The organism is Pseudomonas sp. GW821-FHT02H09, assembly GCF_059421425.1.
This window is the reverse complement of record NZ_JBWKVA010000025.1, coordinates 71,632-98,215: the sequence shown is the minus strand read 5'-3', so window position 1 is coordinate 98,215 and position 26,584 is coordinate 71,632. Positions and strand designations below refer to the sequence as shown.

The window sequence follows — 26,584 nt, the reverse complement described above, 5'->3', positions numbered from 1 at the left end:
TATCTCTGCTGCTCCCGATATAGTTATCGCGAGCAAGTTTGCGTCTTTGTAGGAGCGAGGCTTGCCCGCGATGGGGGCAGCTCGGTATCTCTGCTGCTCCCGATATAGTTATCGCGAGCAAGTTTGCGTCTTTGCAGGAGCGAGGCTTGCCCGCGATGGGAGCAGCTCGGTATCTCTGGTGCTCCCGATATAGTTATCGCGAGCAAGTTTGCGTCTTTGTAGGAGCGAGGCTTGCCCGCGATGGGAGCAGCTCGGTATCTCTGCTGCTCCCGATATAGTTATCGCGAGCAAGCTACGCTCCTACGGTCTCAGCATTACTTCGCTTGAACACCTTCGAACGAGATGATCAGTGCCAGCTCCTGGGTCTTTGGACCCAGGTCTTTCTGAATCTCGAAGTCTTTCAGCTTGATGGTGGTAGTGCCTTCAAAGCCTGCGCGGTAGCCACCCCATGGATCCTTGCCTTCACCCAGGAAGCGAGCAGCAATAACCACTGGTTTGGTCACGCCGTGCAGGGTCAGGTCGCCAGTCACATCAGCAGTGTCAGCGCCGGTCGATTTAACCGAAGTCGAGACGAATTTCGCTTCCGGGAATTTCGCTGCATCGAGGAAATCCGGTGTGCGGATATGCTTGTCACGTTCGGCGTGGTTGGTATCGACGCTGGCGGTTTTCAGCACGACGTTGATTTTGCTGGCTTCAGGATTTTTTTCATCAAAACTGAAGCTCCCATCCCAGTCCTTGAAGCTACCGTAGATGTAGCTGAAGCCCAGGTGGCTGATCTTGAAGTTGACGAAGGCGTGATTGCCTTCCTTGTCGATCTTGTAGTCCGCGGCCATCGCCCCACCGGCAGACAACAATGCAGTACTGATTGCCAGAACGGCGAGAGTCTTTTTCAACATGCTTTCTATTCCTTTTGAGTTGAGATTGAACGTCAGGCTTTGCGCCCCAGCATTCGAGTCAGGGTCGCATCACGGTCTATAAAGTGGTGTTTCAAAGCGGCCAGGGCATGCACACCGGAGAAGATCACCAGTATCCAGGCCAGATACAAATGCACAGCACCCGCCACATCAGCCTGGTCGGGAAGACCGGAAATCAGCGCAGGAACATCGAACAGATCAAACACCGGAATCCCGACACCGTCGGCGGTGGAAATCAGGTAACCGGCGATCATCACCGCGAACAGGCTCAGATAAAGAAAGGCGTGACCGAGCTTGGCGCCAAGGCGAGTCAAACGCCCGTGACTGGCCGGCACGGGTGGCGGCGGGCTGATAAAGCGCCACAACACCCGCAGCAACATGATCGCGAACAGCGTCAGGCCAATGCTTTTATGAAGGTCCGGTGCTTCTTTTCGCCAGGTGCTGTAGTAGTCGAGACCAACCATCCACAAGCCCAAGGCAAATAGACCGAAAACCGCGAGCGCTACGCCCCAGTGCAGAAAAATGCTGACCCAGCCGTAGCGAGTGGAAGAGTTACGTAGCTGCATTACCTGAATCCTGTAAGAACTGCGACCAAGACTAACCACTTATCTATCGAATTAAAGCGCAAAAATTTGCTTTGAAATATCGAGAAATACGATCAAGAGTCTGAGTTGAGTTGGTTAAGGAAAGATTAACGGCAAATAGGGGGGCGCAATTCAGTGCCCCCAAGGGAGGTACCGGATTTATGAGTCCAACGACTCAAAGAACCGCAAAGAATACGTCAGGCATCGCCTCTATCGCCCCGTTCAAGATAGCTCAAATAACACAATAGGTTGTCCAAGGGACTTGCATTGCATAGGCTTGCGCGATTGTTTGCCTGCGCACGTCGCGAGCCGCCTCGAGGAGAGTGAAAATGGGCCTGAATAATCAGTGGATGCAACGTGATCTCGCAGTTTTGTGGCATCCCTGCACCCAGATGAAAGATCACCAACAACTGCCGCTGATTCCAATCAAGCGTGGTGAAGGTGTCTGGCTGGAAGACTTCGAAGGCAAACGCTACCTCGATGCGGTCAGCTCCTGGTGGGTCAATGTGTTCGGCCACGCCAACCCGCGGATCAATCAGCGCATCAAAGATCAGGTCGATCAGCTTGAGCACGTAATCCTGGCCGGTTTCAGCCATCAGCCCGTGATCGAGCTGTCCGAACGCCTGGTACAGATGACGCCCGAAGGCCTGACCCGGTGCTTCTACGCCGATAACGGCTCATCCTGTATCGAAGTTGCACTGAAAATGAGCTTTCATTACTGGCTCAACCGCGGCCAGCCGAACAAGAAGCGCTTCGTCACCCTGACCAACAGTTACCACGGCGAAACCATCGCCGCGATGTCGGTCGGTGATGTGCCATTGTTCACCGAGACCTACAAGGCGCTGCTGCTCGACACGATCAAGGTGCCGAGCCCGGACTGTTACCTGCGCCCGGAGGGCATGGGCTGGGAAGAGCACTCGCGCAACATGTTCGCCGCCATGGAACAGACCCTGGCCGAAAACCATGACAGCGTCGCTGCGGTGATCGTCGAGCCACTGATCCAGGGCGCTGGCGGTATGCGCATGTATCACCCGGTGTACCTCAAGCTGCTGCGCGAAGCCTGCGACCGCTACGGCGTGCACCTGATCCATGACGAAATCGCTGTCGGCTTTGGCCGTACCGGAACGATGTTCGCCTGCGAGCAGGCCGGCATCCGTCCGGACTTCCTCTGCCTGTCCAAAGCGCTGACCGGCGGCTATCTGCCACTGGCTGCGTGTGTGACCACCGACGAGGTCTATAGCGCTTTCTACGACGACTATCCAACCCTGCGCGCCTTCCTGCACTCCCACAGCTACACCGGCAATCCGCTGGCGTGTGCAGCGGCGCTGGCTACCCTGGATATCTTCGAACAAGACAACGTGATCGAGAACAACAAGGCCCTCGCCCAGCGCATGGCCAGCTCGACCGCGCATCTGGTCGATCATCCGCACGTTTCGGAAGTGCGTCAGACCGGCATGGTGCTGGCCATCGAGATGGTTCAGGACAAGGCCGGCAAGACAGCCTATCCATGGCAGGAACGTCGCGGGCTGAAGGTGTTCCAGCATGCGCTGGAGCGCGGTGCGTTGCTGCGGCCGCTGGGCAACGTGGTGTATTTCCTGCCGCCGTATGTGATCACCCCGCAGCAGATCGACTTCCTTGCCGAAGTGGCCAGTGAAGGGATTGATATCGCTACTCGCAGCGATATCAGCGTGGCGGTGCCAGCGAATTTTCATCCGGATTTTCGTGATCCGGGCTGATACCCACTGATCATTCCCACGCACAGCAAAGGAATGATCCCGTGACGCTCTGCGTCACATCCAAGGCGGACGCGGAGCGTCCATGGTGGCATTCCCACGCGGAGCGTGGGAACGATCAAATTACAGAGATCCATGATGAGACTGTCCCGCTTCTTTATCGACGCCCCTCTGAACCTGGGCGAACACGAACTGCCAGAGGCCCAGGCGCACTACATCAGCCGCGTGCTGCGCATGGCCGAAGGCGATGCGCTGCAAGTATTCGACGGCTCAGGATTTGAGTTTCGCGGCAAGCTGCTGGAAGTCGGCAAGAAGCGCGTGCTGGTCCAGCTGGATGAACATTTCGCCGGGCAGATCGAATCGCCGCTACAGATTCATCTGGGCCAGGGTCTGTCCCGTGGTGAGCGGATGGATTGGGCCATTCAGAAAGCCACTGAGCTGGGTGTCACTGAAATCACTCCGATCTTCAGCGACCGCTGCGAAGTTCGCCTCAAGGACGAACGTGCCGACAAGCGCCTGATGCACTGGCGCCAGGTCGCCATCAGCGCTTGCGAACAATGCGGGCGTTCGCGCGTACCGGTGATTCATCCGCCGCTGCTGCTGGCCGATTGGTTGAAACAGACCGAAGCCGAGTTGAAGCTGGTGCTGCACCCGGTGGCCGAGCCGCTGGTCAGCCATGCCAAACCGCAGACGCTGGCCTTCCTGATCGGTCCGGAGGGTGGGCTGTCCGACCCTGAAGTCGATCAGGCTCAAGACGCGGGTTTCCATTCCGCCCGTCTTGGCCCGAGAGTGTTGCGGACCGAGACGGCGCCGGTGGTGGCGTTGGCGGTTGCACAGCAGTTGTGGGGCGATTTCTAACGGCACTATTTGATCGTTCCCACGCTGAGCGTGGGAATGATCTGCGCTGGGGTTATTGCACCGGATCACTCACCGGTTTGGCGATGATTGCCTTCAGCTCGCTGGTCATCGGGAATTCCAGGTTCAGGCCCTTGGGCGGGATCGGCTGTTCGAACCAGCGCTGATAGATGCCGTTGATCTCACCCGAACGGTACAGGTCCGCCAGCGTGCCGTTCACCAGTTCAAGGAACTGCGGGTCATCCTTGCGCACCATGCAGCTGTAGATTTCCCGCGACTGCTCTTCCCCCACCACAACCCATTTATGCGGATCGCGGGCTTTGGCGCGTTCGCCATACAGCAGCGCGTCATCCATGTAAAACGCCGCAGCCCGACCCGTTTGCAACATCTGGAAGGCTTCGCCGTGATCCTTGGCGCTGATCACGAACATGTCGATCTTGTGCTCGGCGTTGTAGCTTTTCAGGAAGCGTTCGTTGGTGGTGCCGGCGGTGGTCACCACGTTCTTGCCGCGCAAGTCGGTGAAACTCTTGATCCCGCTATCCTTGGCGGTCAGCAGTTGGCCCTTCACATAGATAAACCCGTAGGAAAAGGCTACCTGCTTCTGCCGTTCGGCAGTGACGCCGGTGGAGCCGCACTCAAGGTCCACGGTGCCGTTCTGCACCAGCGGGATGCGGGTCTGCGAGGTGACCAGGTTGTAGTTCACCTTGAGCTGCGGCAGATCGAGTTTGTGCCGGATCCGTTCGACGATTTTGTTCGCCAGGTCTACCGAGTAGCCCATGGGTTGGCCAGTGTTGTCACCCACATAGGAAAACGGCACCGACGCATCGCGATAGCCCAAGGTGATGCTTTGGGCATTGGCGATCTTGCTGAGCGTACCCTCGAGCGGTGCTTGGCCGGCCTGCAACTGGGCGCTGAGCAGAAGGCTCAGGGTGCAACCGATCAACGTGATTTTTTGCATTGTTATTCTCCGTTGTGGGTAAGGGCATTTAGCGGCGAGCCGCGGTGACAGTGATTTCTACCAATATTTCCGGCCGCGCCAGTTCGGCTTGCAGGGTTGTGCGCGTTGGTGCCTGACCGGGCGATAACCAGGCCGACCAGATTTCATTCATGGCGGCAAAGTCGTTCTGAATATCCTTCAGGTAAATGGTCGCGCTGAGCAGATGATCCTTGTCGCTGCCCGCCTCGGCCAGCAAGTCGTCGATCTTGTCCAGCACCTCTTGGGTCTGGCCGCTCACTTCGGTACTGGCACCCGGCACTTGGCCGGAAAGAAATACCAGCTCCCCGAAGGTCACGGCACCGCAGAGTCGGCTGTTGCTGTTGATTCGGCTGATGGTCATACGATTTTCCTTCTAATGGATAAGGGGTCAGGCGGCATGGGGCGTGAGGCCCTGCATATCGATCGAGGTACTGCGCTGGCCTATCAACTCGCTGAGCAGACGAGCACTGCCACAGGCCAGGGTGAAGCCCAGGGCACCGTGCCCCAGATTGAGCCAGAGATTGCGATAGGCACTGGCGCCGATCAGCGGCACGCCGCTGGGTGTGGCCGGACGCATGCCGGCCCATTCGGTGGCAGCGTCATAGTCCCCGGCATTCGGGAAAGTCCCGCAGGCCTGGCGTTTCATCAACGCCAGACGTTTTGGCTCAAGGGCCGGATCGAAACCGACGATGTCGACCATCGCCGCCACCCGCAATTGCTGACCGATGCGCGCGTAAACAATCTTGCGGTCGTAATCGGTGATGCTGACGTCCGGCGCCCGATGCTGCGGGCCGATCGGTACGGTGAGGCTGTATCCCTTGAGGGGATAAAGCGGCACATGCATACCGGGCAGCGCCAGGGCCGGGCTGCGATGACCGGCAGCGATCACCAGTTGCTCGACCGGCAGGACTTGATGACCTAGCTCGATGGCCTGCACCGCGCCGTGCGCATGACGAATGCCCGTCACCGAACGGCCCAGCAGAAACTCGCAGCGACCTGAAGCTTTCAATCTCGCGGCCAGTTGCTGGCAGAAGGCGTGACAGTCGCCGACCTCTTCGTCCGGGGTGTAAATCGCGCCGACAAAGGGTGCTCCGCTCAACACCGGCTCGAGTTGTGCGCAGTCGGCCTGGGACAGTATTTGCTGGTGAAGGGTATCGGTCAGTTTGTGCCTGGCATGGGCAAAACTGCCCGGCTCGCGGAAAGTCACCAGCTTGCCATTGCGCCGCCAGTTGAAACCGTCGAGGCGATCTTCGTCACGCCAGGTTTGCAGCGTCGACTGGCTCAACAACGCCAGACGCAACAGGTGACCGGCGTTCTTGCGGTTCACTGAAGTACGGCATGCCCCCAGGAACGCTGCCATCCAGCGCCACTGCGCCAGGTCCAGACGCGGGCGCAGCTTCAACGGCGAATCACCGCGCAACATCCAGCCGATCGCCTGCAAGGGCACACCGGCATCCGCCAGCGGAGCGACATAGCGATAAGAGAGCTGGCCGCCATTGGCGAAACTGGTTTCGCTGCCCAGTGAGTCCCGCGCCTCGACCACAGTGACATCAAAGCCATCGCGAACCAGCGCGTAGGCGGTTGCCAACCCGATCACGCCACCACCGATGATGCAAACCCGCTGAGTCATGTCAGTCCTTAGCCTGTTATTGAAACAAGCTTGAGGTTAGGACCAGGTGACAGGCGCGGAACAATGAATAAAGATGTGGCAACCATAAACAAAGGTTATGGACTTGCCATGCGATTGCGCCATATCGAGATCTTCCAGGCCATCCGCCAGACCGGTTCGGTCAGCGGCGCGGCGCAACTGCTGCACGTCTCGCAGCCTGCGGTAACCAAAGTGCTGCAGCATGCCGAGCTGCAATTGGGCTTCCCGTTATTCCTGCGAGTACGCGGCAAATTGCAAGCCACGCCCGAGGCGCTGGAGCTGGAGCGCGAGGTCGATAAGGTTACCGAAAGCCTGCAAGGCGTGCGTCGCCTGGCCCAGAGCCTGCGGCGCGAACCGGGCCACAGCCTGCGCATCGGCGCCACACCGGCGCTGGCCCTCTCACTCTTGCCGCCGGCCATCAGCGAGTGGACCCGGCGTTACCCGGACATCGTCTGCGAGCTGTCCAGTGCCCACAGCCGCGAACTGGTGCAGAACCTGTTGATGCGAGAGATTGATGTCGCCCTCACCCTCCAGCGACCGGACCATCCCGGGCTGACTGCCCAGGCACTGGCTCACGGTGTGCTGGTGGTGTTGGCGCCACTGGACTATTGGCCCGACGACGCCAAAGGCAAGCCGTTACCGCTGATGGAGTTGGCCGATGCGCCATTGATTGGTCTGTCCAGCGCCGATCCGTTATCGGCAAAACTCGACAGTTACCTCAAAGCCGTCGAACCGCCACCGCGGGTCAGCATTGCCGTGCAGACCTATTCATTGGCCAGGGCCATGGTCGAATCAGGCGCCGGGTTGGCGGTGATCGACCCGTTCACCGCCCTTGGCGCCTCGCCGGCCACCACCGCCATCCGCCCGCTGGCGCCGGCGCTGCCGATCACCCTGTACGCCGTGACCCGCGCCGATGAAGCGCCTGCGCATACCCTGAGCAACCTGCTGGAGATTTTCAGCAGCCGCGCTCAGGAGCAGCTGGATCGGTTGATGGATCGGGGTTGAGCTTTTGCTTCACAACACATAAAAAAGAATCGCCACAAAGTGCAGCAAACTGCCGGCGATCACAAACAAGTGCCAGATTCCATGGGCATGCCGCAGACGGCTGTCGAGGGCGAAGAAGATGATACCCACGGTGTAAAGCACCCCGCCCGATGCCAGCCAGGCGAAACCGGCAGTGCCCAGTGCCGCCAGCAGTGGCTTGACCGCCACCAGCACGATCCAGCCCATCACGGCGTAGATCACAATCGAAAGTATCCGCGCCTCGGAGCGCGGCTTGATCTCTTGCAGGATGCCGATGATCGCCAACCCCCAGACAATCCCGAACAACGTCCAGCCCCACGGGCCGCGCAAGGTGACCAGACAGAACGGCGTATAACTCCCGGCGATCAGCAGGTAGATCGAAAAGTGATCAACCTTTTGCATGATCGCTTTCTTGCGCCCTTTCACGCTGTGATACACCGTCGAGGCGCTGTATAGCACCAGCAAGGTGAAGCCATAAATCGCCACGCTGACAATCTTCCAGGGACTGCCGTCCAGGCTGGCAATTACCAGTAACCAGACCACCCCGATACACGCCGCGACCGCCCCCACCAGATGCGTCCATGCGTTGAGCTTTTCCCCGTGATACATGCCTCACTCACCTCGTCTACCGACACAACATCACCTAAGGCTTAGTCTTGCAGACTAAAAGTGCAATGTTTCTAAACGTCGCACATTGAAAAATGCTTCAGCCAAGTGCTGATCAGTTGGGCACAATCAGGTCATTCGAATAAGAGTCTGCGCCATGCTGATCGATGAAGAGTTGACCCTGAAAAAGCTTGAAGTGTTCCTGGCCTTCATGCGCACCGGCAATCTGGCGCGGGCGGCGGTTGAGTTGCAGACCAGCAACGTCAGCGTGCACCGGGCGATTCACTCGTTGGAGAGCGCCCTGCGTTGCCCGTTGTTCAAACATGAAGGACGCAACCTGACGCCGCTGGAAAGCGCTTATGTACTGGAAGAACGCGCGCAGAAGCTGATCCAGGACGTGGTCGAATGCGTGCGCCTGACCCGCGAAGCCGCCGGGTTCTCTGCTGAGCGCTTCAAGCTTGGCTCGCTGTATTCGCTGACGGTAAAGACCGTGCCGCAACTGATCATGGGCCTGAAAATCCGCCGCAGCGAACTGAATATCGACCTGATTCTTGGCTCGAACATCGACCTGTTGTACAAGCTGAAAAACATGGAAGTCGACGCGATTCTGGTGTCTCTCGACGAGAGTGTGAACGACCCGGACTGCGAACAGATCCCATTGTTCTCCGACGATATTTTCCTCGCCACACCAGCCGACTCACCGTTCGCGCAACAAGCGGAAGTCGACCTGAACGATGTGCGCGACGCGACGTTCATCACCCTGACCCAAGGCTTCGCCACCCATCAGGACGGCATTCGGGTGTTCAAACAGGCAGGCTTCGAGCCGAAGGTGGCGATGCAGGTCAACGACATCTTCACCCTGCTGAGCATGGTCAGCTCCGGGGTCGGTTATGCGTTGCTGCCGGGGAGGATTGCGGCGGTGTATGAGAATCGGGTGAAGCTGATCCCGTTACAGGCACGTTATCGCCTGCAACAGCATATCGGCGTAGTGTTTCTCAAGGCCAAGGAGCGTGATCCGAATTTGTTGGCGCTGCTGGCAGAGTGTCGAATGTATGCCAATCGACATGCCTGATACACCGCGTAATGATCGTTCCCACGCTCCGCGTGGGAATGATCTGAAAAACGATCTGATGCAGAGTTCGGGCTTACCCCACTATCCCCCGCACAATGAAATACAGCAGCGAAGGCCCAAGCAGGCAACCCAGCCCGGTGTGGAAAGTCGCCGTCAGTGCACCATAGGGCACCAGCCGCCGATCTGTCGCCGCCAGTCCCGCCGTCACACCGCTGACCGTTCCGGCCAAACCACCGAAGACCATCGCCGAGCGCGGGTTGTCGAGCCCCATCCAGCGTGCGGCCAACGGCGTGCCGACCATTACCATGATCGCCTTGATCAACCCGGTAGCAATGGACAACGCCACCACATCGGAGCTCGCACCAATCGCCGCACCGGTAACCGGGCCGACGATGTATGTCACCGCGCCGGCACCAATGGTGGTCATGCTGATCGCATCGCGATAGCCGAACACCCAGGCAATACTCGCGCCGACGATAAACGGCAGCACCGTGCCCAACAACAGCGCGATCGCCCCGACCAGTCCGGCCTTGCGCGCTTCGCTGGCTTGTACTTCGAAAGCCGTCGCGACAATCGCAAAGTCCCGCAGCATGGCACCGCCCATCAGGCCGATACCGGAAAACAGGGCCATGTCCGCCAGGCCTTTCTGTCCACCAGTAATGGTGCCGCCGACCCAGGCCAGCACCAGCCCGATGACGATGGCAATCGCCGAGCCGTGAATCCGACCGAAGGTCAATCGCTTGGACAGCACCACGGAGATCCACATGATCACGCCGACGAAAGCGAACGCTGTAACCAGACCGTTATGTTCCAGACCTTGTTCAATGAGATTCCACATATCAGCGGCCCCCAACGGTAGCGACAGGCGACACGCTATCGACCGGTTCGTCCGGCAGTGGCTCGCCTTTATGAGTCCGGCTGATCAGGGCGATGGTGCAACCGCAAACCACCACCGAACCGATCGCCGCCAGCACCGCCACCGGGCCGCCGTGCAGGGCGGTGACCACGTTCTGTTGCGCGGCCATGGCCACCACCACCGGAATGTACATGGCGCCCCAGAAGCCGACGCCCATCTCGCAATCCTTGGTCATGCCACCGTGCCTTTGCATCCACAAGCGCGCGCAGATCAGCAGGATCATGGCGATGCCCACACCGCCGACATTTGATTTCACCCCCAGCAGCACACCGAGCATGTCACCCAGGATCACCCCTGCCAGCGTACAAATCGCCAACAGCGCCACACCGTAAATAATCATTGTTGTTGTCCTCAAAGTGCATCGTCGAAGTTGTTGTTTTTGTCCTTCGAAAGCGTGACCTGTATCTATGGTTGGCGGCTTCCCTCCTCACACAACAGTGCTTGCAAGGTGTCCAGACGCGCACCATCAAAAGCGATGGCCGTGCCTTGCTCGAACACCCGGCGCGCCAGCCCGGTGAGCACCGCACCCGGCGGCAGTTCAATCTGCAAGCGCACACCGCGCTCGTAAGCGCTTTGCACCGTGCCCCGCCAGTCGACAACCCGGCACATGTTAAAGGCCAAGTCATCGCGCAGCTGCTCGACTGTACGAATCGGCCGTGCGCGACTGCCGCTCAGATAGCCCCGCGCCGGAACCTGCAACGGCACCCGGGCAAAGGCTCGCGCCAGGACCTGCGCCGGTTGCTCCAGCAACGGGCAATGGGACGGCACGCTGACCGCCAGCCGCTTGGCCAATCCGGCGCCGCGACCACGAGCCAATTGAGCGACTGCGTTCATCGCCGCGTCGCTGCCGGCAATCACCACCTGGTTATCGGCATTGATGTTGGCCAGGTAGACCGGTGTTTGCACACCGTGCACCTGCGCCAACAACCCTTCCACCGTCGCCAGATCCAGACCGATAATCGCGGTCATGCCATAGCCCTGTGGATAAGCCTGCTGCATCAACTCGCCGCGCAGGCTGACCAACCGCAGCGCATCGCTGAAGGCCAGTGCACCAGCCACCACTGCCGCCGGATAGGCGCCAATCGACAAGCCAGCCACATAGTCCGGCACCAGTGCTTGCTGCAACAGCACATTTGAACCCGCGACCCCGGCAATCAGCAGGCAAAGCTGAACCGCACGGGTTGAAGTCAGCGCCTGGGCCGTGTCTAACTGCAGCACGTCCTCGCCCAGTACCTCATTCGCCTCTTTCAAGCATGCTTGAACCACTGCACCTTGAGGCAAGCGATGGAGCATGCCCGGCTGCTGCGCGCCCTGGCCCGGGAACACAAACAGGCTGCTCACGCTGCCTGCTCCAGTGCATTCCACGGATCCATCACCAACCGCGCACCGCTGGCGCTTTTGAGCAATACCCGCCGCGCCGAGCCAGCCCATTCACGCAAGGCGACGGCGCCGTTGGGGGTTTGCAATTGCATGTCTACCGGGCAAACGGCGGCGTCCAACAGCTTTAACAATTCCAGCGCCTGAGCACGACCCAACGGCTGCGGGGTGCGCAAAATCAGGTCGAGATCGCTGTGCTGATGCAACGCTGCAACACCACTGGCCAATTCAAACCCGGCACTGCCGCTGACACCCCAGCTCACCCCCCCTGCGTCCAACAGTGGACGCACTTGAGCCAACGCCTGCAGCGCCGGCCAATCCCGATCCGTCTCCACATGACACAGCTCTTCGGGCCGCACCCGCCGCTCAATCGCCGCGACCGCCATCAGTGTGGCGTAACGCTGCTCACGCAAACGCCCGCGCACACCGACGGCGACCTGGCCGGCGGCGGCCAACGCACGCCGCACCACCACTGGCTGACCTTCACCCATGGCATCCATCACCCAGGCCGGAGCATCGGCGGGCAAGTAGTCTGGAGTCAGCCCCCAGAGCAGGTCATGGGCAAGTATCTCGATCATTTCGCTCACCACTGCTCGCGCAACAGCTGGCGAACCTTGCTTGACGCGGCTCGATTGCTGGCACCCAAGCGGCTGCCCAAATCATGACCAGAGGCTTGAACATCGCGAATCGCCTGAACCAGGCAACCGTTCACCCGCACCAGATCACTCGCCGTCGGCTGCTCGATCTGGCTGACTTCAAGGGTCTCCCACAGCAAGCCAAGACTGGCGAAGCTATCGATGTCATACGCCATCGGCGGTACGCTGGCGGCCAGGGCTTCGAGCTCTTCGACGCTACGCAAAGTCACTCGCGCTGCCGAGGCCTTGCCCATGGCATGCACCATCACGCCGGGATCGCGCAGGGCGATGAGTCGGTTGGCTTGATAACCATGCGCCAGAAAAGCCCCGGACATTGCCTTGCCTACCAACAGACCAATCACCGCATGCCCGGCCAGTCGTGCCCGGGCATAACTGTCCACCGCGCCAGCCAATGCCTGATGAATGCCCAGCGCCTCTTCGCGCCGGCCATACGCCTGGCTCGGTACATCGACAATGGCGATCAAGGCACGTTTGTGCGGTTTGTTGCGATCAGCCTCGATGATGTCATCCACCGCTTTGGCCAACCCCCAGCCTTCCAGCAAACCGACCTCACCGTTGCGGGCACGCACGAAGCGGTTATCCGGGTCCGCCACTACGGCGAGAAAGCGCACCGGTTGCTCGCCCAGCAGACCGTCGGCGACTTTCAATGACGCGGGTAATCCGCTTACCGGCTCAGCGTCGGCACTCAAGGCCTGGAACCACTGCAAGCCTCTCTGGGAATACATACTCATGAGCGCTCTCCTTGATACAGATCGCGAACCGTCGCCGGATCGATTTGCGGCTCGGCATCCAGACGGGCCAAGCGTTGCAGGAACAGATCGGCCTGACGGCTGCGCTGTTCCGCCGGCAAACCCTGTTGCAGCAATTCACTGATCTGCTGCTGAATCTGCACTACATCGTCGACCACATAACGGTCCACCAAACCACTGGCAAACCGCTGTTCGCCGCCGGTCAGGCTCCAGATGAATGGCCGGTCACGGGAGTCATATTCTTCGAGCCCGGCTTCCTGCTCGATCACCTGCGGACCATTGAGACCAAGCCGTGCTTCCTGGGTCACCAGCAAATAGCTGCACAACCCGGCAGCAATTGACATGCCGCCAAAGCAGCCGACACTGCCGGCCACCACACCGATGACCGGCTGGTACTGACGCAAGTCGACAATCGCCGCGTGAATATCGGCAATCGCTGCCAGGCCGAGATTGGCTTCCTGCAGACGCACGCCGCCGGTTTCCAGTAACAGCACAGCGCGGGTGGGGATGCCTTTGCGGTTGTCCTCAGCCGCCAGCTCCAGCGCACCGGCAATCTTCGCCCCGCCGACTTCGCCAAGGCTGCCGCCTTGAAAAACACCTTCGATGGCGGCTATCACCACCGGCAAACCGCCCATACTGCCTTTGGCAATCACCACGCCGTCATCGGCTTGCGGCACCACGCCCTGGCGGGCAAGCCACGGCGACATCAGGCGCTGAAACGGATCGAGCAATTCACGAAAGCTGCCGACATCGAGCAAGGCTTTCGCCCGCTGCCGGGCACCGAGTTCGACGAAGCTACGTCTCTCAAGGTATGGGTTCAACAACGTTGCGCTGTCAGTCATGGCCGATCTCCTCGAAACCTTGCTCCAGACGCAAACGCACAACACCTGGGGTGGCGCCAAAATCATGGATATCGATCAACAGCGCCGGTGGCGTCGATTCGTCGAACATCCGCTCGAACAGATGCTGCCAGCGTTGCGCACTGCCGTTGACCGAGGTCTGCACCTGGATCGTCAGCTTGCCGGCCTGACCCGGTTCCAAAAGCACTTCCAGATCACCGGAACCGACACAGCCCACCAGCGCCCTGCCCCTGGCTGGCTGCCCGGCGGGGAATTCAAAGGATAAGGTTTCCATCAAAATGCTCCCTGGATGAAGCCGTCGCCGGACTCGATACGATCGATAAACAGGCAAGCCGCGAGCAAATCCGCAGCCCCACCGGGCGAGGCGTTCAATGCCAATAATTGTTGATCCAGCTCGTGCAGGCGACGACGTCCGGCAAGGCTTGCGCTGCCACCCGCGTCGAGCACCGCTTGCGCGCCGTTCTGCATGGTTTGCAGACCTGCTTCGCCAGCGCGATAGAGCACACAGGTGTCAGCCAGCGTGGTCATGATCGCCAGCAAGGCATCGAGCCGGGCGTTCTGCTCACTGTGGCCATCGGCACGGCTGCGCTTGAGTTGCGGCAGAGCCCGTTGCACCACGGCAGGGAAACCAAGTTGCGCTTCTTCACGGGCTCCGCGAGCGCCATAGCGTTGGGCGACTTGCGCACCGTGACTCTGTGGACGCGGGGCATAACGGTCGTCGAGCAAGGCCATCCGCGCTGCACGCAAGGTCACAGCGCTCGCGGCACTCGATTTGGGTTCCAGCGCGACAGCCGCGACCAAAAGACCCAATGCCCAGATCGCCCCACGATGAGTGTTCACACCGTTGGTGGTGGCGAGCATCGCTTGCTCACCCTCACGACCAATACGCCCGAGCGCTTCACGCAGCGGCAGGCCGATTTCACCAAACTCAAGCGCCGCTTCGGCCATTTCCTTGAATGCCGGCCACAACGACAACGCCGAAGCGTGCATCAGCCCCAAGTGCAAATCGCTGTGGGCACCATTGCCACGACAGTCCACCAGCGCCGGTTTCGGCGACAGGTCGGCTTCATCGATCAAAGCGTCTACCGCCAGGTCCGCCAGCCGTTCGGCCAGCGATAGGGTTTTGGGTTGCAGGTTGAATGCGTGCATTACCAGCTCCTGAACTTGGCGGGCGGGTTGTACAAGCCACCCGACCACTCCACCAGATCGGCGACGCTTTTCGCCGCGAGCAATTGGCGGGTAGCGTCGGCACGGCGAATACCGAGGTCTTCCGGCAGCGCGATCAATCCTTCACGGCGCATGCGGGCAGTGTCTTTCGGGTTATGCCGCTGGCCGATTACCGTCACCCCGGCTACCGCGGCGATCATCGCCTGGCGCTCTTCCAGAGTGCGGGCCTTGTACAGGTAGGCGATGCCTTCCTCGGTAAGCAAGTGAGTGACGTCGTCGCCGTAAATCATGATCGGCGCCAGCGGCATGCCGCTTTTCTTCGCCACCTCGACTGCATCCAGAGTCTCGACGAAGGTCGGTTTTCCGCCTTCCTGAAAGGTCTCGACCATCTGCACCACAAGTTTTTTACCGCGTTCAAGCAAGGCTTCCGGTGCATCGCCACGACGCATGTCCAGCCAGGCCGGTGTGCCGTGGCGGCGACCGCGAGGGTCGTGGCCCATGTTCGGCGCCCCGCCGAAACCGGCCAGCCGCCCACGGGTAACGGTCGAAGAATGACCGTCACCATCGACCTGCAAGGTCGCGCCGATAAACAGGTCCACCGCGTATTGTCCGGCCAGTTGGCTGAACATCCGGTTCGATCGCAATGAACCGTCGCGCCCGGTGAAGAACACGTCCGGCCGGGCGGCGATGTAGTTTTCCATCCCAAGCTCCGTGCCGAAACAATGCACGCTCTCGACCCAGCCACTTTCAATGGCCGGAATCAATGTGGGATGGGGGTTGAGGGTCCAGTTGCGGCAGATCTTGCCTTTGAGGCCGAGGGACTCGCCGTAGGTCGGCAGGATCAGCTCGATGGCCGCCGTGTTGAAGCCAATGCCATGGTTGAGAGACTGAACGTTATGTTTCTCGTAGATCCCGCGGATCGCCATCATCGCCATCAACACGTGTACCGGTTTGATGTGCCGCGGGTCACGGGTGAACAGCGGTTCGATGTAGAACGGCTTGTCAGCGACCACAACGAAATCGACCCACGAGGCGGGAATATCCACTCGCGGCAACTCGCTGACGTCATCCACCAACTGGTTGACCTGGACGATCACAATGCCGTCGCTGAAAGCGGCCGGTTCGATCAGTGCCGGGGTATCTTCGGTGCTCGGCCCGGTGTAGATGTTGCCCGCGCGGTCGGCCATAAAACCGGCCGAAAGCACCACGTTGGGAATCAGGTCCACTACCAGTCGGGCGTAAAGTTCGATGTACGTGTGAATCGCGCCGATTTCCAGCAGCCCGTCTTCCAGCAACTGGCTGATACGCAGGCTTTGGGTGCCGGCAAAGGAGAAGTCCAGCTTGCGGGCGATGCCGCGCTCGAACAGGTCCAGATGCTCGGAGCGACCGACGCTGGGCATGATCATGTGCAGATCATGCAACTTCAAAGGATCGGCTTTGGCCAGGGAACGGGAAAGGAAATCCGCCTGCTTCTGGTTGTTGCCTTCAAGCACCACCCGGTCACCGGGCAGAATCAGTGCCTCCAGCGCCGCGACAATCTTGTCGGTCGGCAACACCACTCCATCGGCGAGACCCCGCACCTGTTCGAGGCGACGCTGCTTCTCGCTGCGTCGCCGCGTCCAGCGCGAGTCGGGGGATATTATTGTTGTCATGCTCACTCCACGGGTTCGCTGTCGTGGAGCTACCTTAGGAGCGAATGAGGTGGCGCATCAATCAAGCACAGAGACGGATTGTTACGGTCAGGGTAATGGATGCATGGTCATCGTTTGTTCCACATGCACCAGCAACTGCGCAGTGCTTTCCAGCAACTGAGCGAGTAAAGCCTCGTCCTCATCCATATACCCCTCGTACTCCGCAAGATTACGCCGCTCATGGCACAAGGCGAAAAGTCGGACCTGAATTTTATTCACATTGGCGGTATGGAGGAGACACTGAAACACCAGATAACGTTTATCGGAGCGATAGCCACACAAACGCAAGGCAGTCAGAGCGATGGCGTGGGCGGCGTTATAAGCAAGATCAAAACGACTGGCGAAGGAGAGTTGTGATGCCTGTGCATCCTTCAAGCGGTCTATGGCTGAACGCATCAGCCCTGCACATTCCTTGCGATCGGGTGGCTCGGCTTTCAGACTGCCGCTACGTAGAAGGTTCTCCAGGTTTTCGTTCCTGCCCATCCTTGGACTCCGAAGGGTTCTCACCCATCAGGTTGATCTTTTCCTGTTGTGCTACCCGCTGAACAAAGCTGTTACCAGCCGCCAGTTTGCTCGCCCAATCTTCAGGGGTGTACAGCGTCGGGTTAAGGGTGCGGCCCAATTGCTCTTCAGTTGGCATCAACCGCTCCATCACTTCACTGTAGTGCAACCCCACACCGATCAACATCAGATCTATATCACTGGATGCGTGCGCCTGATCTTTGGCGATGGAGCCGTAGACAAATGCCCATGTCAGTTGAGCTGCAAACGGCGACAACGCCATGCGCAGTGGCTCGGCAATACCGAAAGTCTTACGGGCAATGCCAAGCAGTTCCTGATAAATAGGACAATCAGGATTGGCTTGATAGTGGGTCTGGTTGCCCTGGTGCGTCATGCTCAGCACCCCTGCCAACCGCAACCTCTCCAACTCGCGCATCAGGCTACCCTTACCGACCTGCGCCCAACGAGCGATCTGATTGGCATAAAAGCTTTGGTCGGGTTTGCCAAAGAGCAAACCCAACACTTTTTGCTGTGTTGAGGTAAACAATGCGTCACTTAAAGATAGACTTTGCACGGCCACAACCAACGAGTCCTAAAAAGGGAACGATAGGTCCCTTTTTAGGACTTATCAAGTCACGATCGAATGATCAAACCAACCCTGCTCCCACCAGCAACTCTTCCAGCCCCAGCAAGTCCGGTACCTTGGCCACTTGCTCGGCGATCTGTACGGCGGCTTTTTCCAGTGGGCAGAGCGGCACATCGACGTAGCTCAATTGGCTGTCGAGTTTGCAGGAGCGTGGTATCCCCTGAACCAGCAAGGCAATGAATTTGAGTTGCGGGCGGCCGCCCAGGGCGTTGAGCACGACGATGCGTGCGCGGTCGCCGATCACGGTTTTGTTGCCGCAGGCTGACTCGAAGCTGAGCAGCGGGATTTGCCGGTCGCGCCAGGTCACCATGCCCAGGTACCAGGGCGGCGAGTCGAGGTCGAAGGTGCCGGGTTGGTAGTCGATCAGTTCGGCGATGGCGACGTTGGGCAGGATCAGATTGCGGTCGGCCAAGGGCAGCAGCAGCCCGGTGAGGTTGCTGGTGCGGTGCTCAAGCATGGGTTTTACTCCAGTGGGCGATGCTCTCCAGCAAAACCGATTCCTGATACGGCTTGCCGAGGTAGTCGTTGACACCGATGGCCATGGCGCGATCGCGGTGTTTCTGGCCGGTGCGGGAGGTGATCATGATGATCGGCAGGTGCTGCAAGCGCGGATCGCTGCGGACCTGCATCGCCACTTCGAAACCGTCCATGCGTGGCATTTCGATGTCCAGCAACATCAGGTCAGGGGTGTGCTCCTCCAACAGCGCCATGGCGTCGACACCGTCCTTGGCAGTCAGCACGTTCATACCGTGACGTTCGAGCAGGCGGCTGGTGACCTTACGTACGGTGACCGAGTCATCGACCACCAGCACCAGCATTGGCCGCATCTGTTCGGCCTCAACCACAGGTAACTCGCCGCCGTTGGCAGTACGCAGTTGCGGCAAGCGTGTCTGCGTGGCGCGGATGTGTGTCAGCAGGTCAAGAATCAGCACCACCCGGCCATCGCCGAGGATGGTCGCGCCGGACAACCCCTGCACCGCGGCAAACTGCGGGCCGAGGCTTTTCACCACGATTTCCCGGGTGCCGGCCATGGCATCGACCTGCACCGCAATCCGTCGCTCATTGCAATGCACCAACAGCACCGGCAACGGCAGGCTCTGGCCGAGCAGCTTCGGTTTGACCGTGTTCTGTAGCAGTTCACCGAGGTAGCAGAGTTCATAGCGCTGCCCGGCGTACTCATAGAGCGGCGGGTCGAGTTGGTAATAGCTGTCCAGCTCGTTGGGCAGCACACGAACGATGCCTTCGATGGTGTTCAGCGGGATCGCGTATTGGTCGTCGGCGCACTGCACCATCAGCGCGCGGTTGACCGACACGGTAAACGGCAGACGAATGCGAAAGTGCACACCCTGTCCCGGGATCGAGTCGATGCTCATGCTGCCGCCCAGTTGCCGGACTTCTTCGTGGACCACGTCCATACCGACGCCACGACCGGAGATCTGGGTGATTTTTTCGGCGGTGGAAAACCCCGGTTGCATGATGAACTGCAGCACTTCGCGGTCGCTGATGTCGAGATTCGGATCGAGCAGCCCGCGTTTGATCGCCTTGCGCCGCACCGCTTCGAGGGGCACTCCGGCGCCATCGTCGCGTATGTCGAAAATGATGTCGCCACCTTCGTGAGCCAGATCCAGAGTGATCCTGCCCTGCTCCGGCTTGCCGGCAGCACGGCGCACCTCGGCGGATTCCAGACCATGGTCGACGGCATTACGCAGCATGTGTTCCAGCGGCGCGACCATGCGCTCAAGCACGTTGCGGTCCATCTCGCCCTGGGCGTTGCCGACAATGAATTCGACGTCTTTGCCCAACTCACTGGCGACCTGCCGGACGATTCGCTTCAGGCGCGGCACCATGCGTTCAAACGGCACCATGCGCGTACGCATCAAACCTTCCTGCAATTCGGTGTTGATCCGCCCCTGCTGTTGCAACAGGTTTTCCGCGTCATGGTTGCAGCGGTCAAGCGTTTCCTTGAGGTCGAGCAGGTCGGACGCCGACTCGAACAGCGCCCTCGACAGCTGTTGCAACTGTGAGTGACGGTCCATTTCCAGCGGGTCGAATTCTTCGTAGCCCAGACGTTCGGCCTCGACTTGCTGACGGCTGAGAATCCGCCCCTGAGTTTCGGTGTCCAGACGACGCAACTGGTCGCGCATGCGCTCGATGGTGGTTTCCATCTCGCTCAGGGCTACCTGGGCATCGTTGACCTGCTGCTCGATGCGGCCACGGAAGATCGAGGTTTCCCCGGCCAGATTGACCAGATCATCCAGCAGCTCGGCTGACACCTTGACCATATCGCCGGCCGCGCCGGCTTCGGGCGAAATCACTGGCGACTCGGCTTTAGCCTGTGCTTGTGGCGCGGCCTCGGCGGTTAGAGTCTGCAACTGCGGATCGCCCGCTACAGGATGAGTGAAGCCTCTGATTGCCTCGATCAATGTCTCGGCCGACAGCACCTGTTGACCCGCCCGCGCGGCATCCAGCATTTGTGCAAGCTGGTCATGGCTGCTTTGCAACAGCGTGAACAATTGCGCCGTCGGTTGCAGCAAGCCGGCCGACAGACCTTCGTAAAGAAACTCCAGCTCATGGGCCAGATCGCCAATCGGTGCGATTTCGACCATCCGCGCGCCGCCCTTGAGGGTATGCAGGTCGCGCAGCAGGGTTTCCACTTCAAGACGGTTTTGCGGCTCGGCTTGCCAGCGCAACAACGCGGCACCGGAACTGTCGATGATATCGAAACCTTCTTCGAGGAAGATTTCCAGCAACTCGGGATCGTTGCTCGTCGAGTCTGGCGGGGACGCGACTTCGAGCACTTCAGCGCTCGGGACACTGCCCAGACGGAACTCGCGAATTGCCTCGATCAAGGCACTCGGATCGCTCAGCGGTTGTTGATGGTGCAGTTGCTCAAGCAACATGGCCAAGCGGTCATGGCTCTGCTGCAACAGCTGCGCTAATTCGCTGGAGTGGCTGTAGCGGCGATCGACCAAACCTTCGTAGAGACTTTCCAGCTCATGGGCCAGGTCACCGACCGGCCCGACTTCGGCCATCCGCGCACCGCCCTTGAGGGTGTGCAAGTCGCGCTGCAACGACAATAGCGGCGCGGCGTTATCGGGCTCATCCAGCCAACGCTGCAAGGCTTGCCCGGCGCTGTCGAGGATATCCACCGCCTCTTCGAGAAAGATCGAGACGATTTCGTCATCCAGATCCAGGGCAACCGGCGCCTTCTCCAGCTCAGTGGTGGCGGCGCTCAGTTCGGTAATGCTCAACGAGCGACTGCCATCGCTCCTGATCAGGCCCATGGCTGACGGGTCGAGGCTTTGATCGAGCAAATCGCGCAGGGCTTTCACTCGCGCAGGCTGCGGGCTGACTTCCTGGCCGGCAGCCAGTTGATCAAGCATGCTGATCAACGCTTCGTGGGCACTGTCGGCCTCATGGAAAAACCGTTCGCTGACTGCAAGGCTGCTCTCTTCCACCGCGCCATACAGGTCGAGCAAGGCTTCGCACAGCTCATCGACCGGATGCAGGTCAGCCAGATGCGCGCCTTCACCCAAAGTGGTCAGTTCATCCAGCAAGGCACTGAGTTCCTGACGCTCACCCGGATGTTGCTGCCAACGGCGCAACAGGTTTTCAGCATCCAGCAGGATGTCCATGCCCTGGGCGAGAAAGTTGCTGACCAGTTGCGGATCACGCTTGATCCGAAGGCCCGTGTTCGGAGAGTTGAGGAGCGCTTGCAGGCGTTCGGCGAGTAGCGTCTGGGTACGTTCGATCAATGATTTCGCACCATTGATGTCAGCCAGCGGGTCGGTTTTCAGTTGCGTCAAACCCCGGCGCAACAACCCTTCGGCTTCGAGCAACAGTTCGACCTCATCCAGGTCCAGCGCAACCAGGTGCGCCTTGTATTCACGGGCCAGTTGATCAAGCGGTGTCGCCAGCTCGGCAATCGGCAACACGCCGGCCATGTACGCGCTGCCTTTGAGGGTGTGCAGCGCGCGTTGCAATTCATCGCTGGCCTGTAACGGCATGTGTTCGGCGGCTTGATCGAGAAAGCGGTTGAGGCTGTCGAGATGGGTTTCAGCTTCGTTGCGGAAAATCTCCAGCAACTGCGGATCGAGTGCTTCCAGTTCTTTCGCAATGGCGTCCGGGGCCTGTTCATCGCCCTTGCTCAGCGCATGGGCACGGAAGGCCAAATGGTCAACATCATCACGCTGGCGCTGGGCATTGGCGGCAAACTCGCCGACCAGTTCGGGCAACAGTTGCAACACCTCGCCCAGCAGTTGCTGCACCTGCGACCCTGGCTCGACGCTGTGTTCCAGGACCCGGTTGAGCAGGTTTTCCACCGACCAGGCCAGCTCGCCCAACACCAGTGCCCGGACCATTCGCCCGCTGCCTTTCAACGTGTGGAAGGCACGGCGCAGTTCGCTCAACGCGGCTTTGTTGTCGGGGTCAGCCGACCATCGTGGCAAATATTCGTGCAATACCTCGAGGACTTCGTCGGTCTCTTCGAGAAAGACTTCCCGCAACTCATCGTCCACCGGCGCCTCACCGACGGGCGGTGGCAGCAAGCTGCCCGGCGTATGCAGGGCTGGCGGGTTGAGGACGGAAACCGGGCTGGCCAGTACGTCGGCCAGGGACTGCACGACTTCAGGGCTGTCCAGCGTTTGCAGATCGTTCATCACCAAGGCTTCAGGCGCGGTGAGCACATCATTGAGCAGCGGCACTTGCAGCTGGGCCGGGAAATAACCCAACGCGGCCAGGCTCTCCTCGGCGACGTCCAGCACCTGTTCGCCAGGCGCCTGAGGGTCTTCACTCAAGCGTTCCAGGTAATACTCGACGCTGGTGATGACGTCGGCCAGATTGTCGAGTTGCTGCCAACCGGGCTTAATCCGATCGACCAACAAATGCTCACGGATGAAGCCGTTACAGGCTTCCAGCAGACTCGCCGCGCGACTCAGCGGAATCATCGCCAGGGCACCGCGTACCTGGGTCACCAACGCCGGCAACGGTTGCAGCCGCCGACGATCCCAACCGGCGTCGATGAAGTCGACAATCATGTCCTTGGCTTGCTGCAAACAGATCCGCGCTTCCTTGATCACCAACTGGTGAATCTGGGTCAGGTCGGTGGTCGGCAGCCGGCTTTCTTCGCGACTCTCAGGCTCCACCGTACCGACCATTCCGGCCAGGGTTGCCTCGACGTACAGCAAGGCCCCGGCCACATCCATGAGAATCGCATCATTGGGTTGGCGCTGCCCTTGGGCCAGACTCAGGACTACCGCCAGTTGATCAATGATCACCTTGCGCGGCTGGCCGAAACCGAGCACCGCCAGGGTGTCGGCAATTTGCCGCAACGGCGCGAGCAGGTTGTCCAGGTCGGAGGCATGCTGGCGATCGCTGCGCACGAACAGGTCCAGGCGCTCCTTGACCCGCACCAACTCTTCGCACAACGCGGCCAGTACCGAACGCATGGCATCCCGGTCCGGGCCTGCCAGACGTGCGCGCTCTGCATCGACCACGGCACTGTCAGGCAGCGCGTCATCAAGTCCGTAACTTTCTTTCATGGTCTGCATCTGCCCGGTGGGGTGTTCGGCTTTAGCAATATAGAACAACAGGCTTTTAAGCAGCTCTTGCGGGGCAGGCTGATTGATTCCGGCCATCCCTTGTTCGAGCAAGCGCTTGAGTTCCCTGTCGGCGTCTCTGAGCAAACTGCGCAGTGCCGGGCTGTTGGCGATGCTGCCAGCGAGCATGCCCTCCACCAGCGCCGAAGCGACCTGCCACAACGGACTCAGGGGCGCGTTCCGGCAAAGCTCTTCAAGGCGGGCGAAGACCTTGGCCAGATGAACCAGGTGGGTTTGATCATCCTGTTCGCGCAGCAGCCCGGTAACCGCCACATGCAGCATTTGCCGCAACGTGCGCAGCACACTTGGCAGATCCGCCGGCTCGAGCAGCGCCAGGGTTTCTTCGTCCAGCGCTGGCAAGTCCAGTAACTGCGGGCTGAACAGACTGGTTTCCGACAACAGGCTTTCGCCGCGGGCGCTGCGCAGATCATTGAGCAATGGCAACACCACCAGCGGCAAATCGCGGCGGACGCTGTGAACGCGGTCGAGGTAGATGGGCAGTTGACCAAGCGACTGCTGCAACAGCCGGATGGCTTCATCGCGATGGCTGACGCGGTTCTGCTGTAAAGCCAGCGCCAGTTTTTCCATTTCTTCGGCAAGCAAGGCCGCGCCGTAAAACTCGACCAACTGCAGACTGCCATGAACCTGATGAATGCACGCCAGGCACTGGTTGAACGCGGACGCCACCTGCGGGTCGTCGACCAGGGTGTCGAGGGCCATGCTGTCCAGGGCAAGAAAGGCCTGCTTCAGCGTTTCGGCAATCTCGCCCTTGACCCATTCGAGGGCCACATAGTCGTGCCGATCAACCATAACCACTCCAGTCAATTTCATACCCGGCATGCACTGATCAAGCGTTATCCGCGTCCCGCTCCATGGCGGCTGGCAAGGTGAAGCCGGACACCGAGCGCCGTAGTTGGCTGGCCATTTTCGCCAGGTTACCGATGCTCTCGGCGGTGGCGGTCGAGCCGGACGACGTTTGCGTGGTGATCTGCTGGATCACGTTCATCGTCAAGGAAATCTGACCCGCCGAGGACGTCTGCTGCTGCGCCGCATTGGAGATGCTCTGGATCAAAGCCGCGAGGGTTTTCGACACGCCTTCGATTTCTTCCAGAGCAACCCCTGCATCTTGAGCCAGTCGGGCGCCACGCACCACTTCGGTGGTGGTCTGCTCCATGGAAATGACCGCTTCGTTGGTGTCAGTCTGGATTGCCCGCACCAGGTTTTCGATCTGCCGGGTCGCTGCCGACGAGCGCTCGGCCAGCCGCTGCACTTCATCGGCCACCACGGCAAAGCCACGCCCGGCGTCACCGGCCATGGAGGCCTGAATAGCCGCGTTGAGCGCCAGAATATTGGTTTGATCGGCAATGTCGTCGATCAGGCTGACAATGTCGCCAATTTCCTGAGAAGACTCGCCCAGACGCTTGATGCGTTTTGCGGTGTCCTGAATCTGCTCGCGAATGTTGTCCATGCCGTGGATGGTATTGTGCACCACCTCGTTGCCTTTGTTGGCGATCTCCACCGAACGCTCGGCCACTGCTGAGGATTCCGCCGCGTTGGCCGACACCTGGTCAATGGACTGGGCCATTTCATTAATAGCCGTCGATGCCTCGGAGATCTGCTGCGCCTGATGCTCGGAAGCTTGCGCCAGGTGCATCGCCGTCGCCTGGGTTTCCTGTACCGCGGCGGCGACCTGGCCGGCAGTGAGGTTGATGGTTGCCACCAGATCGCGCAGCTGATCGACCGAGTAGTTGATCGAATCGGCGATGGTGCCGGTAAAGTCCTCGGTCACCGAAGCGGTCACCGTCAGGTCGCCATCGGCCAGGTCTTCGATTTCGTCCAGCAGACGCATGATCGCGTTCTGATTGCGTTCATTCTTCTCGGCCGTCTCGCGCAACTGGCGATTGGTTTCCCGAACCATCACCAGACCGATCAGGATGATCGAGGTCAGCGCCAGCAAGCCCAGAACGTAACCGCCGATAGAATGGGTCGAGCGCCCACCTGCCAGGTTCTCGAAGCCGGTGGCCAGCAGCGAGGCTTCATCGAGCAGGGTCTGCGACAGACTGAAAATGTTGCTGGCCGACTCACGAACCTTGAACAGCTCGGGCGAGGTTTCAAGGATTTCATCCACTGAACCCGAGACGAACTGGAACAGCTCGGCGATCTCGGTCAGACGTGCGCGAGCATCGAGGTCCTCGACCTGACTGACTTTCAGCGCTGGATTGCCCTGGAGCATACCGTTGAGCACCTGGCCAAAGCGCGTCGCATCACGACCAAAGGCATCGGCGGCCTGCACCGCGGTATCGTCACCGGCAAGCACGGTGTTCACCGCACCGAGAATGCGTTCGGCCAACAGCGACTGACGCTGGGCCATGGCCACCTGACTGGCAGGAGCCCCGCGCTGCAGCAGGATCTCCACGACTTTTTCGTACTCGACCTGCAATTGCGGCACGGTCTCGGCCAGCGTCGCCGCGACCTGGTGCAAGGACAGCACGGTTTGTTCGCTGGAAAGAATCGCATCGGTGTTCTTCAGCAAGCGTTCCCAATCCAGCTGCACCGCACGCATTTCCGGGCGCACGTCCGGCGGCGCCCCCGGCAGACCGGTGCTCGGGTCGCCTTTTTTCAGATAACCCCAGCGTTGCGCAAAATCATTGCGCGCATCGCTCAGCAGCTTGAATGCGGCCGCCTTGCCGGCCGCCGCCTCGGTGGCGTTCTTGGCGATACGCTGGGACAGCACCCGCAGTTCACCGGCATGGCCGATGTACTGCTTGTCGTAGTTGGACTGAGTGTTGAGGTAAGCGAAGTTGGCGAACAGCAGCATGATGAACACGATCAGGGCGATGAACAGCACGATGATCTGCGAACGGCTGCGTGACCCTTCCATTGATTTGCCTGTATTTGCTTTTATCATCGGTCCTCGCCTAAATACCTGAATTCCTACCTTCTGTAGGAGCGAGGCTTGCCCGCGAAATGGGCAGCGCGGTTTTACAGGTTCACCGCGTTATCGTTCATCGCG

The 26,584-nt window shown here is 59.9% G+C and carries 24 protein-coding genes; 4 read left to right on the top strand and 20 right to left on the bottom strand.

Going from position 1 to position 26,584, the window contains the following annotated elements:
* Positions 1-314: 314 nt before the first annotated feature.
* Complete coding sequence (locus tag AC07VR_RS27290; protein WP_495013114.1) at positions 315-896, bottom strand: YceI family protein; 582 nt, start codon at positions 894-896, stop codon at positions 315-317.
* Between the two features lie 32 nt (positions 897-928).
* Positions 929-1,480 (bottom strand): cytochrome b, encoded by a 552-nt coding sequence (locus tag AC07VR_RS27285; RefSeq protein ID WP_495013113.1) that lies wholly within the window; start codon positions 1,478-1,480, stop codon positions 929-931.
* A gap of 347 nt (positions 1,481-1,827) precedes the next feature.
* On the opposite strand from AC07VR_RS27285, the gene AC07VR_RS27280 reads away from it, so the two are divergent.
* Both AC07VR_RS27280 and AC07VR_RS27275 read left to right on the top strand, forming a co-directional pair.
* Positions 1,828-3,234: an adenosylmethionine--8-amino-7-oxononanoate transaminase gene (locus tag AC07VR_RS27280; RefSeq protein ID WP_495013112.1), complete on the top strand. Its 1,407-nt coding sequence runs from the start codon at positions 1,828-1,830 to the stop codon at positions 3,232-3,234.
* A gap of 135 nt (positions 3,235-3,369) precedes the next feature.
* On the top strand, positions 3,370-4,089 hold the full coding sequence (locus AC07VR_RS27275; protein WP_494991172.1) for a 16S rRNA (uracil(1498)-N(3))-methyltransferase: 720 nt from the start codon (positions 3,370-3,372) through the stop codon (positions 4,087-4,089).
* Positions 4,090-4,141: 52 nt separating this feature from the next.
* On the opposite strand, the gene AC07VR_RS27270 is transcribed toward AC07VR_RS27275, so the two are convergent.
* From AC07VR_RS27270 to AC07VR_RS27260, 3 genes are read right to left on the bottom strand one after another with little or no spacing between them, the layout of a single operon-like run.
* Positions 4,142-5,044 (bottom strand): transporter substrate-binding domain-containing protein, encoded by a 903-nt coding sequence (locus AC07VR_RS27270; RefSeq protein ID WP_494990678.1) that lies wholly within the window; start codon positions 5,042-5,044, stop codon positions 4,142-4,144.
* Between the two features lie 28 nt (positions 5,045-5,072).
* The gene (locus AC07VR_RS27265; protein ID WP_494990679.1) at positions 5,073-5,423 is read right to left on the bottom strand and encodes a RidA family protein; all 351 of its coding nucleotides are present in this window, start codon (positions 5,421-5,423) and stop codon (positions 5,073-5,075) included.
* Between the two features lie 27 nt (positions 5,424-5,450).
* Entirely contained in the window at positions 5,451-6,692 is a 1,242-nt protein-coding gene (locus AC07VR_RS27260) for a D-amino acid dehydrogenase (protein WP_495013111.1), read from the bottom strand.
* A gap of 108 nt (positions 6,693-6,800) precedes the next feature.
* Between AC07VR_RS27260 and AC07VR_RS27255 the strand changes: the two genes are divergently transcribed.
* On the top strand, positions 6,801-7,715 hold the full coding sequence (locus AC07VR_RS27255; protein WP_494990681.1) for a LysR family transcriptional regulator: 915 nt from the start codon (positions 6,801-6,803) through the stop codon (positions 7,713-7,715).
* A gap of 9 nt (positions 7,716-7,724) precedes the next feature.
* On the opposite strand, the gene trhA is transcribed toward AC07VR_RS27255, so the two are convergent.
* A complete protein-coding gene (gene trhA, locus AC07VR_RS27250) occupies positions 7,725-8,342 on the bottom strand; it encodes a PAQR family membrane homeostasis protein TrhA (RefSeq protein ID WP_494990682.1) in 618 nt (205 codons plus the stop codon).
* A 154-nt stretch (positions 8,343-8,496) separates the two neighbouring features.
* Between trhA and AC07VR_RS27245 the strand changes: the two genes are divergently transcribed.
* Positions 8,497-9,411, top strand: coding sequence for a LysR family transcriptional regulator (locus tag AC07VR_RS27245; RefSeq protein ID WP_494990683.1), 915 nt, complete (start codon positions 8,497-8,499; stop codon positions 9,409-9,411).
* 73 nt (positions 9,412-9,484) lie between these two features.
* Here AC07VR_RS27245 and madM read toward each other — a convergent pair whose 3' ends face one another.
* The 14 genes from madM to AC07VR_RS27175 form a co-directional block, all read right to left on the bottom strand.
* Complete coding sequence (gene madM, locus AC07VR_RS27240; RefSeq protein WP_494990684.1) at positions 9,485-10,249, bottom strand: malonate transporter subunit MadM; 765 nt, start codon at positions 10,247-10,249, stop codon at positions 9,485-9,487.
* A 1-nt stretch (position 10,250) separates the two neighbouring features.
* Entirely contained in the window at positions 10,251-10,667 is a 417-nt protein-coding gene (gene madL, locus AC07VR_RS27235) for a malonate transporter subunit MadL (RefSeq protein ID WP_494990685.1), read from the bottom strand.
* A 65-nt stretch (positions 10,668-10,732) separates the two neighbouring features.
* The gene (gene mdcH / locus AC07VR_RS27230) at positions 10,733-11,668 is read right to left on the bottom strand and encodes a malonate decarboxylase subunit epsilon (RefSeq protein WP_495013110.1); all 936 of its coding nucleotides are present in this window, start codon (positions 11,666-11,668) and stop codon (positions 10,733-10,735) included.
* A complete protein-coding gene (locus AC07VR_RS27225; RefSeq protein ID WP_495013109.1) occupies positions 11,665-12,282 on the bottom strand; it encodes a malonate decarboxylase holo-ACP synthase in 618 nt (205 codons plus the stop codon). The genes mdcH and AC07VR_RS27225 overlap by 4 nt, the downstream gene beginning before the upstream one ends.
* A 5-nt stretch (positions 12,283-12,287) precedes the next feature.
* Positions 12,288-13,091 (bottom strand): biotin-independent malonate decarboxylase subunit gamma, encoded by an 804-nt coding sequence (mdcE, locus tag AC07VR_RS27220; protein ID WP_494990688.1) that lies wholly within the window; start codon positions 13,089-13,091, stop codon positions 12,288-12,290.
* Complete coding sequence (locus AC07VR_RS27215; protein ID WP_494990689.1) at positions 13,088-13,951, bottom strand: biotin-independent malonate decarboxylase subunit beta; 864 nt, start codon at positions 13,949-13,951, stop codon at positions 13,088-13,090. The genes mdcE and AC07VR_RS27215 overlap by 4 nt, the downstream gene beginning before the upstream one ends.
* On the bottom strand, positions 13,944-14,243 hold the full coding sequence (locus AC07VR_RS27210; protein ID WP_494990690.1) for a malonate decarboxylase subunit delta: 300 nt from the start codon (positions 14,241-14,243) through the stop codon (positions 13,944-13,946). The genes AC07VR_RS27215 and AC07VR_RS27210 overlap by 8 nt, the downstream gene beginning before the upstream one ends.
* Positions 14,243-15,118 carry a triphosphoribosyl-dephospho-CoA synthase gene (locus tag AC07VR_RS27205; RefSeq protein WP_495013108.1) on the bottom strand — a complete coding sequence of 292 codons (876 nt, stop codon included), beginning with the start codon at positions 15,116-15,118 and terminating at the stop codon, positions 14,243-14,245. Before AC07VR_RS27205 ends, AC07VR_RS27210 begins: the two co-directional genes overlap by 1 nt.
* Positions 15,118-16,788, bottom strand: a complete 1,671-nt coding sequence (gene mdcA, locus AC07VR_RS27200) for a malonate decarboxylase subunit alpha (RefSeq protein WP_495013107.1) — start codon at positions 16,786-16,788, stop codon at positions 15,118-15,120. Before mdcA ends, AC07VR_RS27205 begins: the two co-directional genes overlap by 1 nt.
* An 87-nt stretch (positions 16,789-16,875) precedes the next feature.
* Positions 16,876-17,310, bottom strand: coding sequence for a hypothetical protein (locus tag AC07VR_RS27195; protein ID WP_494990693.1), 435 nt, complete (start codon positions 17,308-17,310; stop codon positions 16,876-16,878).
* The gene (locus AC07VR_RS27190) at positions 17,273-17,902 is read right to left on the bottom strand and encodes a nucleotidyltransferase domain-containing protein (protein WP_495013115.1); all 630 of its coding nucleotides are present in this window, start codon (positions 17,900-17,902) and stop codon (positions 17,273-17,275) included. Before AC07VR_RS27190 ends, AC07VR_RS27195 begins: the two co-directional genes overlap by 38 nt.
* Positions 17,903-17,975: 73 nt before the next feature.
* Complete coding sequence (locus AC07VR_RS27185) at positions 17,976-18,431, bottom strand: chemotaxis protein CheW (protein ID WP_494990694.1); 456 nt, start codon at positions 18,429-18,431, stop codon at positions 17,976-17,978.
* Positions 18,424-24,381 (bottom strand): Hpt domain-containing protein, encoded by a 5,958-nt coding sequence (locus AC07VR_RS27180; RefSeq protein ID WP_495013106.1) that lies wholly within the window; start codon positions 24,379-24,381, stop codon positions 18,424-18,426. Before AC07VR_RS27180 ends, AC07VR_RS27185 begins: the two co-directional genes overlap by 8 nt.
* 37 nt (positions 24,382-24,418) lie before the next feature.
* Complete coding sequence (locus tag AC07VR_RS27175) at positions 24,419-26,479, bottom strand: methyl-accepting chemotaxis protein (RefSeq protein WP_495013105.1); 2,061 nt, start codon at positions 26,477-26,479, stop codon at positions 24,419-24,421.
* Between the last annotated feature and the right edge of the window lie 105 nt (positions 26,480-26,584).

Excerpts from the sequence above, each read along its gene's own strand:
- AC07VR_RS27290 (WP_495013114.1), bottom strand. The coding sequence starts at position 896 with ATGTTGAAAAAGACTCTCGCCGTTCTGGCAATCAGTACTGCATTGTTG.
- AC07VR_RS27285 (WP_495013113.1), bottom strand. The coding sequence starts at position 1,480 with ATGCAGCTACGTAACTCTTCCACTCGCTACGGCTGGGTCAGCATTTTT.
- AC07VR_RS27280 (WP_495013112.1), top strand. The coding sequence starts at position 1,828 with ATGGGCCTGAATAATCAGTGGATGCAACGTGATCTCGCAGTTTTGTGG.
- AC07VR_RS27275 (WP_494991172.1), top strand. The coding sequence starts at position 3,370 with ATGAGACTGTCCCGCTTCTTTATCGACGCCCCTCTGAACCTGGGCGAA.
- AC07VR_RS27270 (WP_494990678.1), bottom strand. The coding sequence starts at position 5,044 with ATGCAAAAAATCACGTTGATCGGTTGCACCCTGAGCCTTCTGCTCAGC.
- AC07VR_RS27265 (WP_494990679.1), bottom strand. The coding sequence starts at position 5,423 with ATGACCATCAGCCGAATCAACAGCAACAGCCGACTCTGCGGTGCCGTG.
- AC07VR_RS27260 (WP_495013111.1), bottom strand. The coding sequence starts at position 6,692 with ATGACTCAGCGGGTTTGCATCATCGGTGGTGGCGTGATCGGGTTGGCA.
- AC07VR_RS27255 (WP_494990681.1), top strand. The coding sequence starts at position 6,801 with ATGCGATTGCGCCATATCGAGATCTTCCAGGCCATCCGCCAGACCGGT.
- trhA (WP_494990682.1), bottom strand. The coding sequence starts at position 8,342 with ATGTATCACGGGGAAAAGCTCAACGCATGGACGCATCTGGTGGGGGCG.
- AC07VR_RS27245 (WP_494990683.1), top strand. The coding sequence starts at position 8,497 with ATGCTGATCGATGAAGAGTTGACCCTGAAAAAGCTTGAAGTGTTCCTG.
- madM (WP_494990684.1), bottom strand. The coding sequence starts at position 10,249 with ATGTGGAATCTCATTGAACAAGGTCTGGAACATAACGGTCTGGTTACA.
- madL (WP_494990685.1), bottom strand. The coding sequence starts at position 10,667 with ATGATTATTTACGGTGTGGCGCTGTTGGCGATTTGTACGCTGGCAGGG.
- AC07VR_RS27225 (WP_495013109.1), bottom strand. The coding sequence starts at position 12,282 with ATGATCGAGATACTTGCCCATGACCTGCTCTGGGGGCTGACTCCAGAC.
- mdcE (WP_494990688.1), bottom strand. The coding sequence starts at position 13,091 with ATGAGTATGTATTCCCAGAGAGGCTTGCAGTGGTTCCAGGCCTTGAGT.
- AC07VR_RS27215 (WP_494990689.1), bottom strand. The coding sequence starts at position 13,951 with ATGACTGACAGCGCAACGTTGTTGAACCCATACCTTGAGAGACGTAGC.
- AC07VR_RS27210 (WP_494990690.1), bottom strand. The coding sequence starts at position 14,243 with ATGGAAACCTTATCCTTTGAATTCCCCGCCGGGCAGCCAGCCAGGGGC.
- AC07VR_RS27205 (WP_495013108.1), bottom strand. The coding sequence starts at position 15,118 with ATGCACGCATTCAACCTGCAACCCAAAACCCTATCGCTGGCCGAACGG.
- mdcA (WP_495013107.1), bottom strand. The coding sequence starts at position 16,788 with ATGACAACAATAATATCCCCCGACTCGCGCTGGACGCGGCGACGCAGC.
- AC07VR_RS27195 (WP_494990693.1), bottom strand. The coding sequence starts at position 17,310 with ATGGGCAGGAACGAAAACCTGGAGAACCTTCTACGTAGCGGCAGTCTG.
- AC07VR_RS27185 (WP_494990694.1), bottom strand. The coding sequence starts at position 18,431 with ATGCTTGAGCACCGCACCAGCAACCTCACCGGGCTGCTGCTGCCCTTG.
- AC07VR_RS27180 (WP_495013106.1), bottom strand. The coding sequence starts at position 24,381 with ATGGTTGATCGGCACGACTATGTGGCCCTCGAATGGGTCAAGGGCGAG.
- AC07VR_RS27175 (WP_495013105.1), bottom strand. The coding sequence starts at position 26,479 with ATGATAAAAGCAAATACAGGCAAATCAATGGAAGGGTCACGCAGCCGT.